Source organism: Dellaglioa sp. CoH-56-MRSF-12 (assembly GCF_056782075.1).
Genome location: NZ_JBXAYD010000121.1, coordinates 1 through 260 on the forward strand (window position 1 = coordinate 1; position 260 = coordinate 260).

The 260-nt window shown below is 68.5% G+C and carries 1 protein-coding gene; it reads left to right on the forward strand.

Going from position 1 to position 260, the window contains the following annotated elements:
• On the forward strand, window positions 1-260 hold a 260-nt coding region (locus AC1RPY_RS08005; RefSeq protein WP_481763153.1), incomplete at both ends, for a hypothetical protein.

Sequence of the window (260 nt, forward strand, 5' to 3'; positions counted from 1 at the left end):
GTTCGAACCTGACGGCCGACAACCCGGGCCGCCACAAACTCGGCAAGGTGCTGCTGTTCGAGATCCGCGACGGGCAGGCCGTGAAGGTGAGCGAGGCGCCCGGCGGCGAAGCCGCGCAGGGCATCGTGTTTACCGCCGACAGCCGGCACGTGATCGTGCAGTTCAACGTCGAACGGCAGCTTGCGCTGTATGCGGTCGACGGCGGCAAGCTGCGCGATACGGGCAAGCGGATCGCGCTGACCGGCGGCCCGTCTTCGCTG